The sequence below is a fragment of the Jiangella asiatica genome, from assembly GCF_004349065.1.
Lineage (GTDB): Bacteria > Actinomycetota > Actinomycetes > Jiangellales > Jiangellaceae > Jiangella > Jiangella asiatica.
Map to the genome: position 1 here is coordinate 127,937 of NZ_SMKZ01000011.1, position 19,391 is coordinate 147,327.

Sequence of the window (19,391 nt, forward strand, 5' to 3'; positions counted from 1 at the left end):
CGGGCGCGGGTGTCGCCGGCTCAGTTCGGCGTCGAGATCGTGCTCGTCGTTCCGCGCAGGGTCAGGGCCTCGGCGTGATGGCAGGCGACGGCGTGGTCCGTCCCGACGCCGCGCAGGAGCGGGACCTCGGTGCCGCATCGATCCGCTCGGACGTACGGGCACCGGGTGTGGAACGAGCAGCCGGGCGGTGCCGCGGACGGGTCCGGCAGGTCGTCGGAGAGCCGGGTCCCGCGGCGGTTGGCCCGTCGATGCGGGTCCGCGACCGGCACCGCCGAGAGCAGCGCCTCGGTGTACGGATGACGCGGCGTGTCGAACAGCTGCGCCGTCGTGGTGGTCTCCACGATCTTGCCGAGGTACATCACGGCGACGCGGTCGCACAGGTGCTCCACGACGGACAGGTCGTGGCTGATGAACAGGTACGTCAGGTGGTACTCGTCGCGCAGGTCGGCCAGCAGGTTGAGGATCTGCGCGCGGACGGAGACGTCGAGGGCGGACACCGCCTCGTCGGCGACGACCAGGCGCGGCGTCGTGATCAGCGCCCGCGCGATGTTCACCCGTTGCCGCTGGCCGCCGGAGAACGCGTGCGGGTAGCGGCGCATGTACTCCGGGCGCAGCCCGACGCGGGCCAGCATGTCCGCCACCCGCTGTTCCATCTCCGAGTCGATCCGGTCGCGGCGCAGTGCGGGGTTGCGGAACGGCTCGGCGAGGAGCTGGAGGAGCGTCATGCGCGGGTTCAGCGAGCTGAACGGGTCCTGGAAGATCATGCGGATCTGGCCGCGGTAGCCGCGCAGCTCGGAGTCCGGCAGCCCGGCGAGGTCGACGGCGCCGTTGTCACCGCGGTAGGTGATCTGTCCCGAGGTCGGCGCGATGGCCCGCACGATCGCCCGCCCGAGAGTGGTCTTGCCGCATCCGGACTCGCCGACCAGGCCCAGGGTCTCCCCCGGCTGGATGGCGAGGCTCACTCCGTCGACGGCTCGCACGTGTCCCACCGTGCGATTGAGCAGCCCGCGTTTCACCGGATAGTGCATGGTCAGGTCCCGCACCTCGAGCACGGGCGCACGATCGTCCTCCGGGGCGGGTTGCGGCCGGTCACCCGTGACGACCGGGGCCGCGGGAAGCAGCGGCAGCTGGGCGCGCCCCGCACCGGGGTCGACGACGGACTCGTCGTACAGGTGACACCGCGCCAGCTGCCCGCCGTCGACGCTGTGCAGGTCCGGCAGCCGCTCGTGGCAGACGTCCCCGATCAGTGCGTGACAACGGGTGTGGAACGGGCACCCCGCCGGCCGCTGCAGCGGATGCGGGACGATCCCCTCGATGGCGGCCAGCCGACGCGCACGGTCGCCCCGGCTGCCCATCCGGGGTACCGACGCGATCAGAGCCTGGGTGTAGGGATGGCGCGGTGAGTCGAACACGTCGGTGACGGAGCCCTCCTCGACCACCGTGCCGAGGTACATGACCGAGACGTCGTCGGCGATCTCCGCGACCACGCCGAGGTCGTGGGTGATGAACAGCATCGCCATGCCGGTGTCGTCCTGCAGCTCGGTGAGCAGATCGAGGATGCGGGCCTGTGTCGTGACGTCCAGGGCGGTGGTCGGCTCGTCGGCGATGAGCAGCGACGGCTCGCAGGCCAGCGCCATCGCGATCATGACCCGCTGGCACATCCCGCCGGAGAGCTGGAACGGGTAGGCGTGCATCCGCTGGTCCGGCCGGGGGATCCCGACCCGGCCGAGGAGATGGACCGCCTTCTCGGTGGCGTCCTTGCGCGACAGCGGGAGGTGCAGCTGGATGGCCTCGACGAGGTGATCGCCCACGGTGTACATGGGTGAGAAAGCGGCCATCGGCTCCTGGAAGATCATCGAGATGTCGGCTCCGCGCATCGCGCGCATCCGCGCCCCGCGAGGGTCCAGCGCCGCGAGGTCGGTCGGTTCGGCCGTCTCCTCTCCCCCGTGCCACCAGATCCGCCCGGCGGCGATCCGGCCGGGCGGGTCGATGAGCTGCAGGATCGACCGGGCGGTGATCGACTTTCCACACCCCGACTCGCCGACGAGGCAGGTCGTGCGGCCCCGGGAGATGCTGAGGTCCATGCCGTCGACCGCGCGCACGACGCCGTCGTCGGTCGTGAAGTGGGTCTTCAGTCCCTGCACGTCCAGCAGGACATCGGATCTGCTCACGGTCGCTCCTCGGTGCCGCGGCGGGCGGTCATGACTGATAGGGGTCGGCGGCGTCGCGAAGGCCGTCGCCGAGGAAGTTGATGGCCAGGACGGCGACGACGACGGCGACCCCGGGCAGGAGCAGCCACGGCGCGGTCTCCAGCGCGCGCACGTCGACGTCGCTGAGCAGGACCCCCCAGCTGATGGTCGGCGGACGCAGCCCCAGGCCCAGGAACGACAGGGACGTCTCGGCGAGGATCATCGCGGGAATGGACAGCGTCATGGCCGCGATCAGATGACTGGCGAACGACGGCAGCATGTGGCGCCCGATGATGCGTCGCTGACGGATGCCGTCGAGGTAGGCGGCGGTCACGAAGTCCTCGCCGCGCAACGCCAGGAACCGGCCCCGGACCACCCGGGCCAGGTCGGTCCAGTTGATGATCGACAGGATCACGGTGATAGCCAGGTAGCGCTGGAGCGGACCCCAGTCGCGCGGCAGGGCGGCCGCCAGCCCCAGCCACAACGGGATGGCCGGGACCGACATGAAGAACTCGACAAGCCGCTGGATGACGGCGTCGGCCTTGCCGCCGAAGTAGCCGGAGACGCCGCCGAGGACGACGCCGAGGGTGAAGGCCATGGCCAGCCCGACCAGGCCGATCGACATGGAGATGCGAGCGCCGTGGAGGATCCGCGACAGCTGGTCGTGGCCGGTCCTGCTGGCACCGAGCAGGTACATCGGCGGACCGTCCGGGTCGGCCGGACCGATGAGGTGGATGTTGGTGCTGATCAGGCCGAAGAGCTCGTACTCCGGACCGCGCGCGAGGAACTCGACCGGCACCTTCACGCTCGGGTCCTCGCGGAAGGTCAGCGCCAGGGTCTCCGGGTCACGGGTCTGCTCGTAGCCGTTGACGTACAGGCCCCAGTCCCACTCGTCCCCCGAGGTGTCGACGATGTGCAGCTGCTGCGGCGGCGCGAAGGCGTAGTCGGCGTTGATGTCATTGGGGTCGTAGGGCGCCAGGAAGTCGGCGAAGATCGCCACCAGGTAGAGCAGGCAGGTGACGACCAGCCCGGCCATCGCCAGTTTGTGCCGGCGCAGCGCCCGCCACACGAGGGTGCGCTGGGATGCGACGGCGAGCTCGGCGTCGGGCTCGCCGCCGCGGGGTTCGCTGGCGGAGGGCGGCACCTGGTCCACGTCAGAAGGTCGGCTCACGGTTGTCCTCTCAGGCCAGGCGGTGCCGGATCCGGGGATCGAGCCAGGCCAGCAGCAGGTCGGAGATCAGCGTGCCGACCACGGTCATGACGCTGACCAGCAGGATGATCGAGCCGGCCAGGTACATGTCCTGGCTGCGCAGCGACGACAGCAGCAGCGGCCCGGTGGTCTCCAGCGACAGCACTGACGAGACGATGACCTCGCCGCCGATCAGGACCGGCAGCACCCACCCGATCGTCGAGACGAACGGGTTCAATGCCACCCGCATCGGGTACCTGAGCAGCAGCCGGGGTTCTGGCATGCCGCGGGCCCGCGCCGCCACCACGTACGGCTTGCGCAGCTCGTCCAGCAGGTTGGCGCGGAGGATCCGGATGAGGCCGGCGGTACCGGCGGTGCCGAGGACGACCATCGGCACCCACAGGTGGCCCATCAGGTCCAGCACCTTTCCCAGGTTCCAGGCGGCGTCCTGGTACTCCGGTGAGAACAGCCCGCCGACCGAGCTCTGCCCGAACACGTTCAGACCCACCCACATCAGCGCGAGGGCGAGCAGGAAGTTCGGGATGGCCAGCCCGAGGAAGCCGATGGTGGTGGCGACGTAGTCGGTGATCGAGTACTGCCGGATGGCGGAGTACAGGCCGATGGGAAACGCGATGATCCAGGTGAAGACCACCGTCGCGGCCATGAACACGATGGTCAGCGGCAGCCGATCGGCGATCATCCCCGAGACGGGCCGGTTCCATTCGAAGGAGCGGCCGAAGTCGCCGTCGGAGATGATCCCCCAGATCCACGTGAGGTACTGGGTGGGCAGCGGCTCGTCCAGCCCGTACCGCGCGCGCAGGGCCGCGACCTCGGCAGGGTCGACCTGTTCCCCCTGCGCGCTGAGGTTCGTGACGTAGGTGGTCAGGAAGTCACCGGGGGGCAGCTGGATGATGACGAACGTCACGATCGAGATCATCACCAGGGTCGGGATCATCAAGGCGACCCGCCGGACGACGAAGGTCAGCACGTCCGTCAGGCCTCGATGAAGTACTGGCTCGGGCTCGACCCGCCCGGCGTGGCGAAGTCGAACGACTCGGGCATCTCCGCGGGCACGTTGTGGAAGTCGTCGCGGACGATGCCGTAGCCGGTCGGGACCCGCAGCGTGCCGATGACGTAGAACTGCTCGTGCGCGATCTGGAGGATCTGGCGGAACAGCTCGTCGCGTTCGTCGGCGTCCGGGGTCTGGGCGAACTGCCAGAAGAGCTCGCACTGCTCCTTGGTCGCGGCGGGCGGCTCCTCACCCTGCGTTCCTCCGGACTGGTACCACTGGGCCCACAGCGGGGCGAACGCCTGCTCGAAGCGCATGGTCGGCAGGTAGAAGAACGGGCGCCGGGTCTCGTCACCAAGGCCGCCCGGGCCGACCCACACGCCGGCGTCGTGCTGGTTGGCCTCGGTCCGCTCCTTGAACAGTGAGCGGTCCTCCGGCCGGGTGCGCGCGTTGATGCCGACCTCGCTCCAGTACCCGACGACGAGGTTCATCGCGTCAAGCCAGTACGGCACCACGCCCGGGTCGGAGACCTCGACCTCGATGGAGAACGGTCGGCCGTCCGGGCCCAGCCGGAAGCCGGCGCCGTCGCGCTCGGTGAGGCCGGCCCGGTCGAGGGCCTCGTTGGCGAGGTCGAGGTCGTACTCGAGGTACTGGGTGGCCAGCCCTTCGTCGAAGAACTTCGAATCCGGCGACGGCGCGGCCTGCCACGGCTCGCCCTCCTCCTGGAACGTCGCGGTGTTGAGCTCCGCCCGGTCGATGGCGTGCGACAGCCCGATCCGGAAGTCCTTGGTGCCGAAGATGGCCCGCTTCACGGGGTCCTGGTGCGTGAGGTTGAGGAAGATCACCATCTCGTTCATGAGGCTGCTGCGCAGCGTCGTGAACGTGTAGCCGCCCTGCTCCCTGCCGTCGGCGAGGACCGGCTTGTTGGCGAGGCTGGTGACGTGGCGGGTGTGGAAGGAGAATTCGCCGTTCGTGGCCTTCAGCAGGATGACCTCCGCATCCGAGATCACCTCGAACGACACGCGGTCGATGTACGGCAGCTGCCGGCCGTCCGGATCCGTCTTCCAGTAGTACGGGTTGCGCTCCGCGGTCACCGTGGTGGCGTCGCCCAGCGCGCTCGTGAGCATCCAGGCGTTCAGCGTCGGCTTCTCGGCGTTCTGGTAGGTCTCGGCCCGCGCCAGCATGAGCTCGGTCCACGAGCCGAAGCCCGCCGCGGCCGCCGCCGCGTCCACGCCCTGGGTGTAGGCCGGATGGAACTGCTGGAGGTAGTGCCTGGGATAGGTGGTCAGGGCGTCGCCGGTGTTGAGGAGGGCGAGATTCTCGATGAACAGCCCGTTCGGCTCGGCGAAGGTGAAGCGCACCGTCTGGTCGTCGACCCGCGTGAGCGCGGCCACCTGTCCGCCGTTGGTCAGGAAGGTCGGCGCCGCGGGCGAGATCTCCTTATTCATCAGGAAGTCCTCGAACGCGAAGACGATGTCGTCGGCAGTGAACGGGGTGCCGTCGGACCACTTCATCCCCGCCCGGAGCGTGATGACGAACTCGTGACCGTCCGGCGACTGCTCGACGGACTCGGCGATGTTGGGGACGGCCTCGGTCCACTCCGGGTTCCAGCGCAGCAGCGGGTCGTAACCGACCGTGCGCTGCAGCCAGGCCTCGTCCTCGGGGCCCAGCAGCGCGCTGGACCAGGTGCCGCCGTAGACGCCGACCCGATCGACCGGTTCCACCACGGCGGGGTTGCCCGGGAGCCGTTCACTGAGCGGCGGGAGCTCGCCGGCCTCGACCCTGGCGGCCAGTTCTGGCGCCTCCATGAGGTCCGTACCCGCAGCGTCGGTCGGGCCGGAGTCACCCGCCGGGTCGGTGTCGAGCCACGAGCACGCCGGCAGCGCCACGAGGCCGGCGGAGGCGCCACCGGCGACGAGAAGGTCACGGCGTGAGATCCGTCTGGTCGTCCATGGGCGATCGGTCATGGCGCCTCCTCGCTGAGGTCCCTGGGAATGACGCACAAAGCTATAGCGCTTGCCACAACGTGTCAACGACACATCTTTGCTGGTTGCACACTGTGAAACGACGCCGTGGGTCGTCACCGAGATCGCAGGCGGTCTCCGCAGGTTACAAGCACTTTCATAGGCACATACTGGGTTCGGAGGACAGGTTGCCTGGCAATGACGTCAGCAGCTACCATGACGGCCTTGCGCAAGCGCTTTCTGTCGCGTCGGACACGCGGACACAAGCCACGGTTGACCGAGATGCTTGGATGAGGTGCGGAACGATGAGGGAGCGGTGTACCGATGACTGAGAACGTGACAGCGGCGCCCGGCCGCGCGACGCTCCGTGATGTCGCCGCCCGCGCCGGCGTCTCCATGTCGACGGTCTCCCGCGTTCTGGGCGGGGGTTATCCGACGGCGGCCAAGACGAAGGAGAAGGTCCTCCGCGCCGTCGAAGAGCTCGACTACGTCGCCAACGCCCACGCGCGTGCGCTGGCCGGCGGCGGGTCGAAGACGGTGGCGATCCTCGTCGGATCGGTGGCCATCGAGTTCCAGGCGTACATCGCCCAAGGCGTCGAGGAGCAGGCCACCGACGACAAACACCTCTGCCTGGTCTGCTCCACCGGCGGCGACCCCGAACGCGAGCTCGCGTACATCCAGCTCATGCGTGAGCAGGGCGCCCGGGCGGTCGTCCTGGTCGGCACGGTCGTCGCGGACGAGGCCTACCACGCGAGGATGCGGCAGTTCGCCCAGGCGCTGGATGCCGCCGGCTCACGCCTCGCGCTCATCGGACGGCCGCCGCTGGCCCGCGACGTCCCGGCCGTGGTCGTCGAGTTCGACAACGAGGGCGGCGCGTACGCGGCGACCAGCCACCTCCTGACCCAGGGACACGAGCGCATCCTCTATCTCGGCAAGCAGCCGGGCCAGACCACGGCGGAAGGCCGCCTGGCCGGTCACCTGCGCGCGCTGGCCGACTTCGGCGTCGAGGCCGACGAGTCGCTGATCGTCGCGGGCGAGTTCGGCCGGCTGCCCGGCTACCAGATGATGAAGGCACGCCTGGAGTCCGGGCCGGTCGACTTCACCGCGATCTTCGCCGGCGACGACCCCGCGGCCGCCGGCGCCATCCAGGCACTACGCGAACACGGCCTGCGCGTCCCCGACGACGTCTCGATGGTCGGCTACGACGACCTCGCAGTGGCCTCCGACCTCGGGCTGACCACCGTGCACATCCCGCACGAGGAGCTGGGCCGCGCCGCGGTGCGCCTGGCGCTGCACCAGGCCGACGCTCGCGGCGAGGAGTCCGGCCTCGTCCACCGGAAGCTCGCCACCCAGCTCATCGTGCGGGACTCGGTGCGGCCCAACGTCGGCGCACGAAAGCGCTGACGGCGTCAGCCCTTGACGGCCCCACGGGTCAGACCCGCCACGATCTGCCGGTTGGCCACGATCGCCATCAGGATGATCGGGACGGCGGTGACCACGCCGACCGCGGCCATCGCACCGAACTTGATCTCCTGGGGCTGGATCAGCGCGGCGATCCCGACGGTGATCGGCGCCTCGGTGCCGCCCGCGGTGAAGACGAGGCCGAAGAGGAACTCGTTCCAGACCTGAATCGCGGTGAAGATGGCGACGGCGGCGATGCCCGGAGCGGCCAGCGGGAGCATGACGGCCCGGAACACCCGCAGTTCGCCGGCCCCATCGATCGACGCCGACTCGCGCAGCTCCCCCGGGATGGTGTCGAAGTAGAACTTCGTCATGATGACGGCGAAGGGCAGGTTGAACACCGTGTTCAGCAGGATGAGCCCGCCCAGGGTCCCGACCAGCTCGTAGTTGAGTAGCGTCACATAGAGTCCGGGCACCAGCGTCATGGGCGGGATCACCTGCAGCAGCCCGGCGACGGTGAGGATCGCGAGCACCGTGCGCCGCGACCACCGCAGCTGGCTCAGGCTGTAGCTGGCGAAGCTGCTGACGACCAGCGTCAGCGCGGTCGCCGCCACGACGAGCACCAGGCTGTTGACCACCTGGGTGCCGAAGACGGCGTCGGGGGCGAAGATCTCGGCGAAGTTGTCCCACGAGAACTCGAACTCCCAGTCCGGCGACACGATCGCCCGAGGTCGCTGGAGGGCGATGATCGCCATCCAGATCAGTGGGACGACCGTGACGACGCCGGCCCCGGCCAGGATCGCTCCCGCGATCCAGCGGCCCGGTGCGTGTCCTCGACTCGGATGCCTAGAAGCCACGGGAAGTCCTCCGGATCAGGGAGCGGACGGCGAACGACAGCAACAGGACGGCGAGCACGAGCGCCACCACCGTGATGCTGAGTGCGGCGCCGTAGCCGTACTCGAACGAGTCGAAGAACACCGACCGCAGATAGATGGTGATGACCGTCGTCGCCGTGCCCGGCCCGCCGAAGGTGAGCAGGTACATCTCGTCGAAGGCCTTCACGCCCATGATCAGCCGGATCGCCGCCGCACCGGCGATGGCCGGCGTCAGCAACGGCAGGATGATGTGGCGCACCTGGCGCAGGTAGCTCGCGCCGTCGACGCTGGCCGCCTCGAGCACCGAGGTGTCGATCCCGCGCAGCGCCGTGTAGACGAAGAGGAACACGATCGGGGTCCAGTGCCACACGTCGACGACGATGATGCTGGCCATCGCCCCGATGTTGTCGCCGAGCCAGGCCTGGGGATCGGCTCCGAGCGAGACCAGGACACGGTTGAGCAGGCCGATCTGCGGGCTGAGGATCAACAGCCAGACGACGCTGATGACGACCGGCGCGACGATGGCCGGCCAGATGATGAGGTTCTGCGCGAACCGCTGCGCCGTGACCACGCGGTCGGTGGCGAGCGCGAGCACGATGCCGAGGACCAGGGTCAGCAGGACCGTCGCGGTGATGAAGACGGCGGAGTTGCGCAGCGACACCACGAACGTCTCGTCGTCGAGCATCCGGATGAAGTTGTCCAGGCCGACGGACTCCCACTGGAACTCCCCGGCGACCAGCCGGACCCGACCGAACGCCATCCAGACCAGCAGGCCGACTGGGTAGGCGACGAGTCCGGCGAAGACAGCCGCGAGCGGTGCGACGCTCAGGTACTTGAACCACGGGAACGGCCTGCGGGCCGTAGAGGTCGTGACAGCCGGCGCCGTCCGGGGCGCGGTGTCCAGGCGTGTGGTCATTCGAGGAACCCCGCATCCGTGACGACCTCGGTGAGCGCGTCCTGCATCTCGTGCACGGCGTCGTCGAGGCTCATGCTGCCGGCCAGGTACTGGCTGATCACCGGATCGGTGATGTCCAGCATCGCCGGGGTGAACGGGTAGCGCAGTCCGCCGCGGACGTCGTCGGCAGACTCGATGATCACGCGCAGGTCGGGCCGGTCACTGACGACGTCGCTGCGGGTCGTCACTCCCCCGTTGTCCGCCCACGCCTGCATGGTGTCCTTGCTCGTGAGCCAGGTCAGAAAGTCGTAGGCGAGCTGGGTGCGCTCCTCGGGCAGCCCGGTCGGCACCCCGAGCACCCAGGTGCCACTGACCGGGGTCCGGCCGGGCAGCACCGCATAGCCGATCCGCCCGGCGACGTGTGAGGCGTTCGGGTCCTCCAGCGGCGCGGCGTTGGCCGTGACCAGCGCCGACTGAAGCACCGTCCCGCCCTGCATCAGCGAGATCGCCTCGGCCTGCGCGATGGTCTGCGGCGCCGGTGGGCCTACGTCGGCGAGCGCCTTGAACTGCTCGAGCGCGGCGCGGAACTCGTCGGTGTCGATGGCGGGGGTCCAGTCGCCGCCGGCCTCGTCGGTGAACCACGAGCCGCCGTAGGAGAACAGCACCGCGCTGAAGTCGTAGGTGGGTGTCTTGCCGCGCGCGACGTAGCCCTCGTCCACCGCCCCGTCGGCGACGGCACGCTCCGCGTTCGCGACGACCTCGTCCCAGTCGGTCGGCACCCGCAGGCCGAGCTGCTGGTAGACGTCGGCCCGGTACATGAACTCGTGGATGTTGCCGTTGATCGGCAGCGCGTACGGGTCGCCGTCCAGCGCGGTGGTCCGGGTCCCCGTGTCCCAGCGGCCGACGCCGTCGAACTCGATGAGGTCCGGGTCCCACGAGAAGTCCGGGTCGACGTCGGTCAGCGGCTGGACCCACTGGTTGTCGTAGAACAGTCCGACCCACTGCTCGTTGATCAGGAACAGGTCGAAGGCGTTCGAGCCGATCTGGGCGGCATTGGCCTGCTGGGTCATGAGGCCGTCGAACGGGAACGAGGTGAGGTTCACCTCGATTCCGGTCTCGGCTTCGTACTCGGCGATGATGTCCTGGTACGCGCCGAGCCAGGGCGCCTCGACGGCGGACAGGTTCAGCTCGGTCAGGTCTCCGGGCGACGCGTTCGGCCCGGTCGACGAGCAGCTGGCGGCCGGTGCGGCGGCCACCAGCGTGGTCAGGAGCACAGCGGCACGACGTCTGCGTCGTGTCATGCGAATCTCCTCTGGTCGGGGTGGGTCGGCGACTCACCGTGGTGTGGATCGAGGTCGTGCCCGGCGAGATCGATCAGTCGGCGGTACAGGTCGTGGACGACGTCCGGGTGGTCGAGCCAGGCGTTGTGCTGCTCCCCGGGGTCGGCGTCGAGGTCGAACAGCTGGCCGGCCGGGTCGTCCGGGCCGACCGGCTCGCCACCGGGGCCGGACAGCCCGCCGCCGGACCCGGTGGAGAAGATGGCCTTCCAGCGGCCGCGGGTGACGGCGAAGGCGCCGCCCATGCTGTGGTGTACGAGGACGTCGCCGGGGCTGCCCGGCGCCCCGCGGAGCTGTGCCGACCGGTCGGTGCCGTCGGGTGCCGCGCCGGGCGGCAGCGGCAGGTCCAGGAGCCCGGCCAGGCTCGGCATCAGGTCGATCAGGCCAATGGGGGTGGCACTGGTCGCTCCGGCCGGCAGGACGCCGGGGAGCCGCATGACCAAGGGCTCGCGGTGCCCGCCGTCCCAGAGGTCGCCCTTCTGTCCCCGCCATGGGCCGTTGGGCCGATGCACGTCGAGGTCCACCTCGTCGGCGAAGATCGTCGGGGCGCCGTTGTCGCTGGTGAAGATGACGAGCGTGTCGTCGAGCACCCCGGCCCGTTCGAGGGCTTCGGTCACCTGCCCGACCATCCAGTCGACGAAGACGACGGAGTCGCCGCGCACCCCTGCCTCCGAGCTGCCGCGGAGGAAGTCCGGCGGCACCTGCGGACGGTGCGGGGCCGAGGGCGCGAAGTACAGGAGGAACGGCTCGCCGGCGCTGTGCTCGATGAACCGGACCGCCTCGGCGGTGAACCGCAGGTCGACCTCGCGTTCGTCCCAGTCCCGGGTCTCGAGGCCGGGCCGCTGGCCCGGCAGGAACCGGCGCTTCTCCTGCTGTGGCAGGCCGAGCGTCCGGTCCTGCCGAAGGAGGGCGTACGGCGGCATGTTGAGCGAACCGGCGATCCCGAAGAAGTAGTCGAAGCCGAGGTCGACCGGCCCGCCGGTGAACGGCCGGGCGTAGTCGATGTCGGCGCCGAAGTCCAGGTCCTTGTCGCGGTGCCGGGCCAGGGGGTCGCCCAGCTCGTACTCCAGCGGATCGCCCGCGAACGCGTCCCACGTCGAGTCGTCCCGGTGCCTCCACCCCAGGCCGAGGTGCCACTTGCCGATGGCCGCCGTGCGGTAGCCGTGTTCCTGGAACACCGACCCGAGGGTCGGCCGGCCGGGCTCGATCAGCGCCGGTCCGTGACCCATCAGGACGCCGCTCTTGAGCGGGCTGCGCCAGCTGTACCGGCCCGTCATCAGGGCGTACCGGCTCGGGGTGCACACGGCGGACGCGGCGTGGGCGTCGTGGAAGCTGACGCCCTCGGCGGCCAGCCGGTCAACCGCCGGCGTCCGGATCCGGGTGGCGCCGTAGCAGCCGAGGTCGCCCCAACCGAGGTCGTCGGCGAGCACCAGGACCACATTGGTGTGGCTGCGCGGCATCAGAGCCGACCTCCCGTCCGGTCCTCGGGCGTCAGCCGGTCGCGCTCCATCTCGTCGAACCAGCGGTCGAGCTCCGCCTGCATCCTCGCGACCACGCCGGGGTGGTCCGTGGCGACGTCCCTCTGCTCGCCCGGGTCAGCCGCCAGGTCGAACAGCCGGGCCGGCGGTGCGTCGATCGCCTCGGGTGGTGGCGGGTCGGTGTCGTCCACGTCCACGTAGCTCCCGCGGCGGCGTTTGATGTCCACGTCGATCGCCTGGTCGCGATCCCGCAGGTCCAGGGTCGCGGGCACCGCCGGGCGGACCAGCTTCCACCGTCCGTCGCGCATGGCCGCGTTCGAGTCCGGCCGCGGCCGGTACCGGGTCCACTGCCAGAACCGGGGCGTGTCTTCGACGGCCTGGCCCAGCAGCAGCGGCGAGACGTCGCGGCCGTCCAGCGGTAGCGAGGACGAACCGGAGGCGCCGCCGCTGCCCGCGCCGGCGATCCGCAGCAGCGTCGGAAACCAGTCGGTCAGGTGGACGAAGGCGTCGCTGCGGCCCGGCGCGACCGTGCCCGGCCAGTGCACGATGGCCGGCACCCGGATCCCGCCGTCATAGACGTGTTGCTTCGAGCCCGCCAGCCCGGCATTGAAGCGGGCCGCGCAGCGATCGCCCTCACCGGCGTGATCGGGGCCGTTGTCGCTGGTGAAGACGACTATCGTCCGTTCGGTGAGCCCGGCGTCGGCGAGCGCGCGCACGATCTGGCCGACACCGCGGTCCATGGCCTCGAGCATCGCGTAGATCGTGGCCACCACCTCGGTCCGCCCGGCGGCGCGGTGCTTCTCGACGAGATCGGCGGGCGCCTGGAACGGGAAGTGCGGTGCGTTGAACGCCACGTGCAGGAAGAACGGCCGGCCGGCGTGGCGGCGAATGAAGCCCGCGGCCTCCTCCGTCAGCACGTCGGTGAGGTACCGCCCGTCGGCCTCCATCGGTGTCCCGTCGTGTTCCAGGTGCCAGTCCCAGTAGTCCTGCCAGCCGCCGCGGAACCCGGCGAACTCGTCGAACCCCCGGCGGGTCGGCGCGTACGCCTCGCCCACGGCTCCGGTGTGCCACTTGCCGACGATGCCGGTGCGGTAGCCGTGGTGCCGCAGCACGTCGGCGATCGTGACCTCGTCGAGCCGCAGCCGATCGGTCCCGCGCGCCTCCAGGGTGTCGATGACGCCGGTGCGCTGCGGATACCTGCCGGTCAGCAGCGCGGCGCGGGCGGGAGCGCAGACCGGCGAGGCCGAGTAGTGCTGTTCGAGGACGAGCGACGTCGCCGCCAGGTCGTCCAACGCGGGGGTGGAGCTGATGCCGCCGTTGACGAATCCGAAATCGCCGAAGCCCATGTCGTCGGCAACGATCACGACGATGTTCGGACGGGCTTCCGCGCGGACGGGGCTCATGCGCCTGATTCAACACAGTCGCCAGCCGGCGGCTCAACAGCAGGCGCCTGATACTTCGATAAGCTCTTCTTATGCAGCTACGTCAGCTGGAGATCATCAGTGTTTTGGCCGATGAATTGCATTTCAGCCGCGCGGCGCAGCGACTGGGCATTTCACAATCGGCGTTGAGCCAGCAACTGCACAAGTTCGAGACCGAGCTCGGCGTGCGGCTGGTCACCCGCACGAGCCGCGAGATCAGCCTGACCGAGGTCGGTGAGCAGGTGCTCGAGGCCGCCCGGCAAACACTCGCGGCCGTCGACCGCACCCGGGTGATCGTCGACGACCACCTGGCTGGACGCACCGGCCGGATGGTGATCGGCTCTCTCGGCGCCGGCCTCAATGGCCCGCTACCTGGAATTCTGCGGAAATTCCGGCAGGTATCGCCGCGCAGCGTGATCGAACTGATTCACTCGCGCGACAGTGCCACTCAGGAGCGCGGAATTCTGTCTGGAGAATTGGATGCGGCGGTTGTGCGCCGGGTCGCCAACATTCGGTCGCTGGAAACGACGAAGATCCTGGACGAGTCGTTCGTCGTGTATCTTCCGGACGACCATCGACTGGCCGCGCGGACCACGATCTCGCTGGGTGAACTATTCGACGAGAGTTACGTCTTCTGGCACCGTCACCTCGGTTCGTCGTTCTACGACCTGCTGATCGACGGCTGCCGGGCGCAGGGGTTCGAGCCACGCATCGAGGCCCTCGGCGACACCCTCGAAGCCCAGCTGGCGCTGGTGGCCGCCGGCATCGGGATCTCGATCCAGGCGGCGTCGATGGCGTCGATCGCGCGGTCCGGCACGGTCGCCATCCCGCTCGACCCGGCGGACCTGCGTGCCGGCTTGTGGTTCGCCTATCGCCGCTGGAACCGCTCCGCGCTGGTGGAGAACTTCCTGTCGGTGGCGAAAGACGTGGTCGGCTGACGTCACGGCGCCTCCTCGTCGTCCAGGGCGGCCAACTCGGTGGCGATCTCCGCGAGCGTCGCCCAGGGCAGCACGCCGATCATTAGAGCCGCGGCCCGGTAGAGCGACATCTCCGAGCAGATCTCCCCGAACGGCCCGACCGCCAGGGACGGGCTGCGGCGACGCAGGATGGCGGCCGCCTGCGCGTCATCCAGGAGCACGCCGACCGGCGTCCGGACGCTGAGGCGGGACCACGGGAACTCGTCGACGGGCGGTGCCGGCCGCGACGAGGCCAGCACCTGGTCGTGCTGTGCTTCGCAGAGCAGATGCTCGCGGCCGACCGGTCCCGCCACAGGCAGGCCGAGGCGGACGAACTGACTTTCCGGGGCGTCGGCGGCGCGCATCAGCTCCACCAGGGCGCCGGCCATCCGCAGCTCCACGTCGGTGTCGATCACGGGATACGCCTGCTCGGGGTCGTCCCACAGGTCGAAGAGCTGGCTGCCGAACACGAACGGATTCGTGCCCGCATGCCCGGCGGTCCGCAGCACCGGCATCTGCTTGGTGAAGGAGAAGCCCGGATGCAACCGCGCGTCGCGCAGCTCCGCGGCGCTGAACCGGCCCCGCATGTGCGTCGGCATGAGGGTGTGTTCGTACAGCGGAGCGTTGTCCGCCGCGGCACAGGCACGCATGTAGACGTACCGGCCGTCGGTGACCGAGACGTGCCCGCCGAACGCACCGAACAGGCCGAACTCGCGGACCGGCGTCCCCGCCTCGATGACTCCCGCCAACGGCGCGCCCTGCATGTCCGGCGTCCGCTCCACCCCGAAGAACTCCAGCAGCGTGGGACCGAGGTCGATCGTCTGGACGAGGGCGTCCCGGCGCTCGCCGGCGACACGAAAACGCGGATCCCAGATGAACAGCGGCGTGTGGATCGTCTCGTCGTACCACGGCGGGACGCTCTTGCCCCACCAGCCGTGCTCGCCCAGGAGAAAGCCGTGGTCCGTGTAGACGATGAGCATGGTGTCCTGCCACAGCCCGAACTCGTCCATGGCGTCCAGCACCCGCCCCAGCGACGCGTCGCACATGGTCACCAGGGCCGCGTAGTGCCTGCGCACGCGCTCGCGCACGGCCTCGTCCTCGACCACCTGCATGTAGTCGGGCCAGTCGTAGTCCGGTCCCCCGTCGTCGCCGGGATAGCGGGCCTCGAAGGAGGGGTCGCTGAAGAACGGCTCGTGCGGGTCGAACGTCTCCAGCTGCACGAACCAGTCCTGCTCGTCGCGGTTGTCGGCGATGAACTCCAGGCCGGCATCGAACGTCAGGGTCTGCGGGTGGTCGGCGAGGCCGCTGAGGTAGCGCCGGTTGATCTGGTCCTGCCGCCAGGTGCCGCTGCGCCGGATGCGCAGGTCGTCCGGGACGGGCGGGTCGGCTGCCCAGCCCTTCCACGGGTCGCCCTGCTGCCCGCGGATCAGCGAGAACGTGCCGTAACGGGGGTGATAGGTGGCACCGCCGTCCTCCCAGTAGTGCAGGTGGTCGGTCGAGAGGTGGGTCGTGACCCCGGCGCGCCCGAGCATCTCCGGCACCGAGTCGTCGAACGGCTCCAGCGGGCCCCAGCCGCGGTGCAGGAAGTTGTACCGGCCGGTGTGGAGCTCGCGGCGGGCGGGCATGCACGGCATGCTGCCGGCGTAGCTGTTGTCGAAGGTCACCGACCGCGCTGCCAGCCGCTCGAAGTTCGGCGCGATGGTCCCCGATGTCGGGTCGTACGGCGGCAGGTGCCTGCGGTTCAAGCTGTCGAACATCACCATCACGGCACGCATCCGGGGCCTCAGTCCGTCAGCCTGTCTGCCCGGCCAGGTCCGGCTGTGCGTCGACCAGCCGCGACGACGCCGCGGGCCGGCCGATGCTTCCGTCGAGCAGTGGGTCCGCCGTCGCCGTCATCCATCGCTCGAGCCGGCCGCGCAGGCCCGCGACCACCTCCTGGTGCCCGGGGTCGTCGGCGAGGTCGGTCAGCTCGGCCGGATCTGTCAGCAGGTCGTAGAGCTCCAGGGCCGGCCGCGACGCCAGGTGCGCGTCGCCCATGCCCCGCCGCGTCGGGCTCTCCTCCAAGTCCTTGGCGAGCGTGAGACGCGGACCGTCGGCGAAGTTGCGGATCAGCTTGTACCGCTGGGTTCGCACGGCCCGGATCGGGTCGTACCCGTCGTGGTAGGTCTTCTCGAGGTAAAGCTCCCGCTCCGCCGGACCGGCCTCTCCACGCAGGTCGCCGACCAGGCTGCGACCCTCCCACTCCGGCCGCGCCTCTCCCCCGGCGGCCTCCACGAGCGTGGGCAGGATGTCGAGGTGGCTGACCATGCTGGTGACGCGTGCGGGCCCGGCACGCCACGACGACGGCGGCCGGACGACCAGCGCCACCTCGACGCCCGGGTCGTACAGGGTTCCCTTGGCCCGGGGGAAGGCCGCGCCGTGGTCGGTCGTGACGATCACCATCGTGCTCGCCGGGTCGCAGAACTCGTCGACGGCACGCAGCACGTGCCCGACGGCCTGGTCGAACTGCCGGATGGCGCCGTAGAAGCCGGCCAGATCCTCCCGCGTGTGCTCGTTGTCGGGGAGGAACGCGGGCACCTCGACCGTCGCGGGATCGGCGAACTCGTAGTCCTCCGCGCGCCACGGCCGGTGCGCCTCCCACATCCCGACGGTGAGCAGGAACTGCGCGTCGTCGTCCCGTCGCCGCCGAAGCCACGCCGCCGCCTCCTCGGCCACCGGCAACGCGCGCGGTAGGAAGCCCATGCCGCGCACCTCGTCGAAGCCGACGACAGTGGGGTCGGGGTGCTCGTGCTGAAGGCCGACGAGGGCGGTGTGGTACCCGTGCTCCGACAGCACCTCAGGCATGGTCCGCACGCTGTGCCGGTAGCGCCACCCGTCGTGCGCCAGCCCCATGAGGCCGTTGACGTGCGGCGACCTGCCGGTGAAGAGCGACGACCGGGCCGGGGTGCACAGCGGCGCGGTCGAGAACGCGTTGTCGAAGACGACCGCACCGCCAGCGAAGGCGTCCAGGTTGGGGCTCGGCACCGCGGTCCTGCCGTGACACGACAGGAACCGGCCGACATCGTGGCCGTGGATCAGGACCACGTTCGGGCGTTCGGACACAGACACGAGACTCCTTCGTACCGCACCACACATCATCAGCGTTAACGTTAACGTATCTCAAGCCGGCGGCGGAAGCTCACCCGAGCCGCGCGGGATCAGCCGGGCCGGCACCGTCACCCGCTCGGGCCCGCCGCCGGTTCCGTCGATCGCCGCCACGACGAGCTCGGCGGCGAGCCGCCCCATCGACGGGGGGTCCTGGGTCACGACCGTGACCGGCGGCTCCGCCAGCGTGGCCGCCTCGAAGTCGTCGAAGGCCACGAAGGCACAGCCGCTGCCGCGTTCCCGAAGTGCTGGCAAGGCGCCGGCCGTGAGCAGGTAGTTCGTGCAGAAGATGGCCGTCGGCGGGTCGGCCCGGTCCACCAGCCGTGCCGTGGCCCGCGCACCGTCCACCCTCCCGTGCGGCACCCGCATGACCAGGGCCGGGTCCACGGGCACGCCGTGCGCGGCGAGGGTCTGCCGGTAGCCGGCGAGCCGTTCCGCCGCCGGGAAGCCCGTCGTGCTCGCGATGATCGCGATGCGGCGGTGCCCGCGCCCGAGCAGGTGCTCGACCGCCGTCCGAGCACCGCCGCGGTTGTCGACGAGTATGGCCGGCGCCTCCACTCCCACCGGCGGACCGCCGACGAAGACGACCGGGCGGCCACGCTGCAGCTCAGGCGCCAGGTACCGGTGGTCGTCGTCCTCGGAGACCAGCAGCAGCCCGTCCAGGCCCCGGTCGATGAACGAGCCGACCAGGGCCCGTTCGCGCACCGGGTCCCGGCCGGAGCTCGCCGTGACGACGATCAGCCCGTGCTCGCGCAGTGCGGCGTCGGCGGCCACCGCGATCTCGGTGAACATCGGCGTGTACGGGTCCGGAACCACCATGCCCAGCAGCGACAGCCCGCGCTTCTGCCGCAGGCTGGTCGCCATCCGGTTGGGCCGGAACCCGAGCGCCTGGATGGCGTTCTCGATGCGCGCCGCCGTCTCGGGGCCGACGCCGGGCTTGCCGTTGACCACCCGCGACACCGACATCGCGCTGACCCCGGCCGCCCGCGCCACGTCGCGGATCGTCACCGCGGCGTCGGGTGCGCTCGCGCTTCCTCGTCCAGCCACTCGAACTCCAGCGTGGGTAGCGTCGACAGCCGTGCGCCGCAGTGGTCGTGGCAGCAGCGGCCAGGTCTCGGCGGTGCGTTAACGATAACGCATGCCGCGCGACCATTGACGGTCAGTTGTTGATGACGGCCGTTGTCGCCAGGGCCCACTCACCGGACCGGTGATCCGCGCGTCGTGCACTACGAACGCGCCACACCGGCCGAACCGGTGCACCTGGACGTGAAAGCAGACGATCGGGATCGCCGACGCTGATGGCGCTGGGTCGGGTCGCTCCCGACCGGGTCGCAACCCGGCAGACTCGATCGCCCGACACCCCGTCGAGCGACGTCTGGGTCGGACGTTGTCGGTGGGTCGGGGTGGGGTGGTTCACATGTTCGAGAAAGAGGGTCTGGCTGCTGGTTTGTCCGCTGGTTTGCTGGTCGGTCGTGACCCGCGGACCGGTGTGTGGGTCAGTTACGAACCCTGGGAGCTTCCCGACGACCTGCC

General features: G+C 70.1%; 14 protein-coding genes. 2 read left to right on the forward strand and 12 right to left on the reverse strand.

The genetic code is table 11. From position 1 onward, the window contains the following. Positions 1 to 20 precede the first annotated feature (20 nt). The 4 genes from E1269_RS10160 to E1269_RS10175 are packed head-to-tail and all read right to left on the reverse strand — an operon-like array spanning position 21 to position 6,354. On the reverse strand, positions 21 to 2,171 hold the full coding sequence (locus E1269_RS10160) for an ABC transporter ATP-binding protein (protein ID WP_203433305.1): 2,151 nt from the start codon (positions 2,169 to 2,171) through the stop codon (positions 21 to 23). A 28-nt stretch (positions 2,172 to 2,199) separates the two neighbouring features. Continuing rightward, on the reverse strand, positions 2,200 to 3,360 hold the full coding sequence (locus tag E1269_RS10165; RefSeq protein ID WP_203433307.1) for an ABC transporter permease: 1,161 nt from the start codon (positions 3,358 to 3,360) through the stop codon (positions 2,200 to 2,202). Positions 3,361 to 3,370: 10 nt separating this feature from the next. Then, a complete protein-coding gene (locus E1269_RS10170) occupies positions 3,371 to 4,366 on the reverse strand; it encodes an ABC transporter permease (RefSeq protein ID WP_131893984.1) in 996 nt (331 codons plus the stop codon). A gap of 5 nt (positions 4,367 to 4,371) precedes the next feature. Continuing rightward, positions 4,372 to 6,354: an ABC transporter substrate-binding protein gene (locus tag E1269_RS10175; protein ID WP_131893986.1), complete on the reverse strand. Its 1,983-nt coding sequence runs from the start codon at positions 6,352 to 6,354 to the stop codon at positions 4,372 to 4,374. 321 nt (positions 6,355 to 6,675) lie between these two features. Between E1269_RS10175 and E1269_RS10180 the strand changes: the two genes are divergently transcribed. Further along, complete coding sequence (locus E1269_RS10180; RefSeq protein WP_131893988.1) at positions 6,676 to 7,755, forward strand: LacI family DNA-binding transcriptional regulator; 1,080 nt, start codon at positions 6,676 to 6,678, stop codon at positions 7,753 to 7,755. A 5-nt stretch (positions 7,756 to 7,760) separates the two neighbouring features. On the opposite strand, the gene E1269_RS10185 is transcribed toward E1269_RS10180, so the two are convergent. The 5 genes from E1269_RS10185 to E1269_RS10205 are packed head-to-tail and all read right to left on the reverse strand — an operon-like array spanning position 7,761 to position 13,740. After that, entirely contained in the window at positions 7,761 to 8,609 is an 849-nt protein-coding gene (locus tag E1269_RS10185) for a carbohydrate ABC transporter permease (protein WP_131893990.1), read from the reverse strand. Beyond that, entirely contained in the window at positions 8,599 to 9,543 is a 945-nt protein-coding gene (locus E1269_RS10190; RefSeq protein ID WP_131893992.1) for a carbohydrate ABC transporter permease, read from the reverse strand. Before E1269_RS10190 ends, E1269_RS10185 begins: the two co-directional genes overlap by 11 nt. Next, on the reverse strand, positions 9,540 to 10,823 hold the full coding sequence (locus E1269_RS10195; protein WP_131893994.1) for an ABC transporter substrate-binding protein: 1,284 nt from the start codon (positions 10,821 to 10,823) through the stop codon (positions 9,540 to 9,542). Before E1269_RS10195 ends, E1269_RS10190 begins: the two co-directional genes overlap by 4 nt. Continuing rightward, a complete protein-coding gene (locus E1269_RS10200) occupies positions 10,820 to 12,319 on the reverse strand; it encodes a sulfatase family protein (RefSeq protein ID WP_131893996.1) in 1,500 nt (499 codons plus the stop codon). Before E1269_RS10200 ends, E1269_RS10195 begins: the two co-directional genes overlap by 4 nt. Further along, positions 12,319 to 13,740, reverse strand: a complete 1,422-nt coding sequence (locus E1269_RS10205) for a sulfatase-like hydrolase/transferase (protein ID WP_131893998.1) — start codon at positions 13,738 to 13,740, stop codon at positions 12,319 to 12,321. Before E1269_RS10205 ends, E1269_RS10200 begins: the two co-directional genes overlap by 1 nt. 71 nt (positions 13,741 to 13,811) lie before the next feature. On the opposite strand from E1269_RS10205, the gene E1269_RS10210 reads away from it, so the two are divergent. Then, the gene (locus E1269_RS10210) at positions 13,812 to 14,696 is read left to right on the forward strand and encodes a LysR family transcriptional regulator (protein WP_131893999.1); all 885 of its coding nucleotides are present in this window, start codon (positions 13,812 to 13,814) and stop codon (positions 14,694 to 14,696) included. Between the two features lie 2 nt (positions 14,697 to 14,698). Here E1269_RS10210 and E1269_RS10215 read toward each other — a convergent pair whose 3' ends face one another. From E1269_RS10215 to E1269_RS10225, 3 genes are read right to left on the reverse strand one after another with little or no spacing between them, the layout of a single operon-like run. After that, a complete protein-coding gene (locus tag E1269_RS10215) occupies positions 14,699 to 16,489 on the reverse strand; it encodes a sulfatase (protein WP_131894001.1) in 1,791 nt (596 codons plus the stop codon). 16 nt (positions 16,490 to 16,505) lie between these two features. After that, positions 16,506 to 17,822, reverse strand: a complete 1,317-nt coding sequence (locus tag E1269_RS10220; RefSeq protein WP_162606329.1) for a sulfatase family protein — start codon at positions 17,820 to 17,822, stop codon at positions 16,506 to 16,508. A 51-nt stretch (positions 17,823 to 17,873) separates the two neighbouring features. Then, positions 17,874 to 18,905, reverse strand: a complete 1,032-nt coding sequence (locus tag E1269_RS10225; protein WP_131894005.1) for a LacI family DNA-binding transcriptional regulator — start codon at positions 18,903 to 18,905, stop codon at positions 17,874 to 17,876. Positions 18,906 to 19,391 lie beyond the last annotated feature (486 nt).